This window comes from Undibacterium sp. GrIS 1.8 (assembly GCF_040544445.1).
Lineage (GTDB): Bacteria > Pseudomonadota > Gammaproteobacteria > Burkholderiales > Burkholderiaceae_D > Undibacterium.
In genome coordinates this window covers 1-3,683 of sequence record NZ_JBEONQ010000106.1, presented here as the reverse complement: position 1 = coordinate 3,683, position 3,683 = coordinate 1, and the positions used below count along the sequence as shown (strand labels likewise).

Annotated in this window: 4 protein-coding genes; 1 reads left to right on the top strand and 3 read right to left on the bottom strand. The window is 46.9% G+C overall.

The features are described 5' to 3' along the window. Positions 1–282: 282 nt before the first annotated feature. The 3 genes from sucD to AAKU64_RS22210 all read right to left on the bottom strand — a co-directional run bounded on the left by sucD (position 283) and on the right by AAKU64_RS22210 (position 3,036). Positions 283–1,164, bottom strand: coding sequence for a succinate--CoA ligase subunit alpha (gene sucD, locus AAKU64_RS22220; RefSeq protein ID WP_322119753.1), 882 nt, complete (start codon positions 1,162–1,164; stop codon positions 283–285). 18 nt (positions 1,165–1,182) lie between these two features. Then, a complete protein-coding gene (gene sucC, locus AAKU64_RS22215) occupies positions 1,183–2,367 on the bottom strand; it encodes an ADP-forming succinate--CoA ligase subunit beta (protein WP_322121623.1) in 1,185 nt (394 codons plus the stop codon). A gap of 66 nt (positions 2,368–2,433) precedes the next feature. Next, positions 2,434–3,036, bottom strand: coding sequence for a DUF2889 domain-containing protein (locus AAKU64_RS22210; RefSeq protein ID WP_354363060.1), 603 nt, complete (start codon positions 3,034–3,036; stop codon positions 2,434–2,436). A gap of 482 nt (positions 3,037–3,518) precedes the next feature. Between AAKU64_RS22210 and AAKU64_RS22205 the strand changes: the two genes are divergently transcribed. Next, positions 3,519–3,683, top strand: a 165-nt coding sequence (locus AAKU64_RS22205) for a helix-turn-helix domain-containing protein (protein WP_354363061.1), incomplete at its 3' end; no start/stop codon positions are given.

Genomic DNA, 3,683 nt, shown 5'->3' with positions numbered 1-3,683 from the left:
CCACGCCATGATTGCCACTCTTTAAATTTATCCTGTTGCTATTGTCTCATTTGAGGTAAACACTCTGCTTGGCTTTTTATCGTGCAAAGATCTCAGGTTCTATAAATATAAAAAGATATAAATCATAATAATCCCGAGCAATGCTTAAGATCATTATTCAAGCTTAACACCAAGCTGCGGAACTGTTGCATAAAGATAAGTAAAATGGGGAGCAAAGCTCCCCATTTCATGATGTAACCCCGGATAAGTTACTCAAAATTGCAACTTAGTCCAACATTGAGACTACAACATCGCCTTCAACAAACGCGCCATTTCTGACGGGTTTTTAGTTGCTTTGATACCGCACTCTTCCATGATGTCTAATTTAGCTTGTGCCGTATCAGCACCACCAGAAATCAAAGCACCAGCATGACCCATACGTTTGCCTGGAGGCGCTGTAACACCAGCGATGAAACCGACGACTGGTTTCTTCATATTGTCACGTATCCAATAGGATGCATTGGCTTCGTCGGGGCCGCCGATTTCGCCGATCATGATAACCGCGTCAGTGTCTGGATCATCATTGAACATCTTCATGATGTCGATATGCTTCAAACCATTAATAGGATCACCACCGATACCAACAGCAGAAGATTGACCCAGACCTAATGCAGTCAATTGGCCTACTGCTTCGTAAGTCAATGTACCGGAGCGGGAAACCACGCCAATACGACCTTTACGATGGATATGACCTGGCATGATGCCAATCTTGATTTCGTCAGGTGTGATCAGACCTGGGCAATTTGGTCCGAGCAATTTGGTTTTGCTGCCAGATTTTGCCATGCGGTCTTTCAGCATCATCATGTCACGGACAGGAATGCCTTCGGTAATGCAAATTGCCAGATCGAGGTCAGCTTCAACCGCTTCCCAAATCGCGGCAGCAGCACCTGCAGGTGGTACGTAGATAACAGAAACTGTTGCGCCAGTAGCCGCTTTTGCTTCAGATACGTTAGCAAAAATAGGAATGCCTTCGAAATCTTCGCCAGCCTTTTTAGGATTGACGCCAGCGACGAAACAGTTTTTACCGTTTGCGTAATCGCGGCACATACGAGTATGGAACTGGCCAGTTTTACCAGTGATACCTTGGGTGATAACTTTTGTATCTTTATTGATCAGGATGGACATATCTGTTCCTTGCGATTATTAAGCGTGAGCTGCAGCAGCGGCAACAACCTTCTGCGCTGCTTCTTCCATCGTATCAGCGGCGATGATAGGCAGACCTGAATCAGCCAGCATCTTCTTACCGATGTCTTCGTTGGTACCCTTCATGCGTACCACCAACGGTACTTGCAGGGAAACCGCTTTAGATGCAGTGATGACACCCTCAGCAATCACGTCACAACGCATAATGCCACCGAAAATATTGACCAAGATCGCTTTCAGACCTGGATTTTTCAACATAATCTTAAACGCTTCAGTCACTTTTTCTGCTGTCGCGCCGCCGCCTACGTCAAGGAAGTTAGCTGGCTCACCGCCGAACAACTTAATCGTATCCATCGTTGCCATTGCTAGACCAGCTCCGTTGACTAAGCAACCGATATTGCCGTCGAGCGAGATGTAAGCGAGGTCAAATTTAGATGCTTCAATTTCAGCCGGATCTTCTTCATCCAGATCGCGGTAAGCCACGATTTCTGGTTGACGGAACAAAGCATTCGCGTCGAAGTTGAACTTAGCATCGAGAGCAATAACTTTACCCGAACCGGTCAAAATCAAAGGATTGATTTCTGCCAGTGAACAATCGGTTGCCATGAAGGCTTCGTACAGACCTTTTAACTGAACGCGTGCGTCAGCGATAGACTCTTCTGGCACACCAATTTTGCGGGAGATATCATCTGCCTCTGCATCTTGCAGACCATTAGTCGGGTCGATAGCGATGGAATGCAATAGTTCTGGATGTGACTCAGCCACTTCTTCAATATCCATACCGCCTTCGCTGGACGCCATCAAGACGACGCGCTGGCTGATACGGTCGGTCACCATACTGACGTACAGTTCTTTTTTAATATCAGCGCCTTCTTCGATTAGCAAGCGACGGACTTTTTGGCCCTCTGGCCCAGTCTGATGCGTTACCAATTGCATACCCAAAATCGCAGTAGCGTATTCGCGCACTTGCTCAAGGGATTTAGCTACTTTGACGCCGCCACCCTTACCACGACCACCGGCATGAATTTGTGCTTTGACAACCCAAACTGGGCCGCCTAAAGTTTCGGCCGCTTTAACGGCTTCATCTACGGACAGGCATGGAATACCGCGTGGTACTGTCACTCCGAATTTGCGGAGGATTTCTTTACCCTGATACTCATGAATTTTCATACGACTTCCCTTCAGACACTGAGGTATTAGTTGATAGGCAAAACAAAATAAAACAACAAAAATAAAAACAGTAAAAACGAACTAAGCAGATGATTTTGCGTCAGGCGGCAAACTACTTGTCACCGCCCATCGCGGGTAATATTGCACAACCGCCGGACCATCTAGCCTTAGCGCATGGCAGCGATTAAGTTGAAAAGGTTGTTGCTGGTTTTCAGAGCTGATGTCAGAACTACTGGCGCCATCGCGGGTATCAATCACATCACCGGCAAAAGCTTGCACCGCAGCGGTCGGGAGAATTTGGGCTAACTCTGTAATGTGGGTGCAGCCATTAATGCCGGACATTCTTTCTTTCACACCTTGCCGGAACTGCATCATCAGGTTGAGGCCAATTAACTTTTTATAATCTGGGCTTATCGTGTTGCAAAAACCCGGGTACGGTACGGCATCCGAGACAGCCATTGCATCAACGATATTCAAGTTGGTATCGATCGTAATCCGCAAACTAAGATCATGCAGCGGTAAGCCAACCGGCCGGATGCCAGAAGCAAGTTGAATGTCGCGGGTTTTGGTGTCGGTGATATGAGCGTCAAGATCCCACAATCCATCATCGCGAGCGAATGCGTCGATTTGGATTGAGCGCGTGTGCTTAAGTGCACGGCGAGAAGTGGATATTGGTAAGGGCATATGCCTGATGGCGGCTATTTCAGTGTAAAGAGCCACAATTGCGCGTCGTCACCGCAGTTTCTACGATAACAGCCGCTCTTGCGGCCCTGAAAAAATCCCGAGAAGTGTAGCACAAGTCGATGCGTAAGCTTCTGCGTTTTGCGTCAAAGATCGTAGGGGCAATTTAAATCGGTTCTTTTTTTGTGGCTTGCGCTACAGATTAATTGCCTCATGCCAAAGATAAATTCACACGAGCTCAACATACAGATGAAGCGATAACTAAGTAATTCGTCTTGGCAAGATGAGAACGCCATCATTAGGTATTTTCTCCTTGTCACTGCGGGTTAACATTTTTGATATGTGTCTTAACGGCAATATACACCCCATTTTTTTGTATAAAATAGGGCGGATTCAAATACGAAGAGCAACATTGAATAAAAAGTCAAAGGGTCAGATGCGATAGCATTCATGCTTTTTGACCAGCCAGTCGAAAGTTGCCGAATATGCGCTATACACACCTAACCCAAGACGAACGATACCCAATTTACGCACTGCGGTTAGAAAAAAAGACGCTCAGCGAGATTGCTGCCGCACTCCATCGCCATAAGTCCAGCATCCACAGGGAACTCAAGCGCAATACCGGAGGAAGCGGATGGCGCCCCTTACAA

Coding starts and splice junctions, on each gene's coding strand:
- AAKU64_RS22210 (WP_354363060.1), bottom strand. CDS start 3,036: ATGCCCTTACCAATATCCACTTCTCGCCGTGCACTTAAGCACACGCGC.
- sucD (WP_322119753.1), bottom strand. CDS start 1,164: ATGTCCATCCTGATCAATAAAGATACAAAAGTTATCACCCAAGGTATC.